The organism is Cellvibrio sp. (genome assembly GCF_053579595.1).
The window spans coordinates 6,309-7,086 of record NZ_JBRFPI010000241.1 but is presented as its reverse complement, the minus strand read 5'-3'; the positions used below and the strand labels follow the sequence as shown (position 1 = coordinate 7,086).

The 778-nt window shown below is 46.8% G+C and carries 1 protein-coding gene; it reads left to right on the top strand.

The genetic code is table 11. From position 1 onward, the window contains the following. Positions 1-104: 104 nt before the first annotated feature. The coding region (locus ACWA6V_RS14420; RefSeq protein ID WP_449523147.1) for a TolC family protein at positions 105-778 on the top strand (674 nt) is incomplete at its 3' end.

The window sequence follows — 778 nt, the reverse complement described above, 5'->3', positions numbered from 1 at the left end:
GTTAGTGAAGTGGCATCGTGTGCGAAACCATTCGCTGAAGGTATTTGTCAGTCTGATATCTATTTATTGCTAACTGTTATGTGCAACCCATGTGGAAAATTCTAATGGCACTTTCTCTTTTTGATCGCATCGCTCTTTTAAAACACCTATCACTGGTTTCTCACTCATTAGTGTTGATGTCGGTATTTGCGTTTGCTGGCCAGGCGGCTGCACAAAGCACTGCTGCAAACAATGTAAAAGATGCAGCCTTACAGGCAATAGAATCTAACCCCGATGTACAGGCGAGCTGGCACGAGTTCAGCGCATCTACATATGATGTACGTGTTGCACGCGCTGGTTATTTGCCCACTGTTGATATAGGTGCATCTGCTGGAAAAACCAATCGTGATTACGATGGCCGCAGTGTCTATAACACTACCCAAGGACAAATCACACTCAGCCAAATGCTGTTTAACGGTTTCCGTACATCCGGCGAAGTAGAACGTTTTGACAGCGCGCGTTTGGTACGTTACTACGAATTATTGAATACCATCGAAACTACTGCACTGGAAGCGGTGCGCGCCTATGAAGATGTAAAACGCAATCGCGAACTGGTTAATTTGGCGCGCAACAATTATGTGAAGCATCAAGAGGTGTTTGGCCAAATCGAAGAGCGCGCAACCTCCGGTGTTGGTCGCCGGGTGGATCTGGAGCAAGTTGCGGGTCGTCTTGCTTTAGCGGAATCCAATTTGTTAACTGAAGCGTCTAATTTGCACGATGTCACTGCGCGCTATTTGCG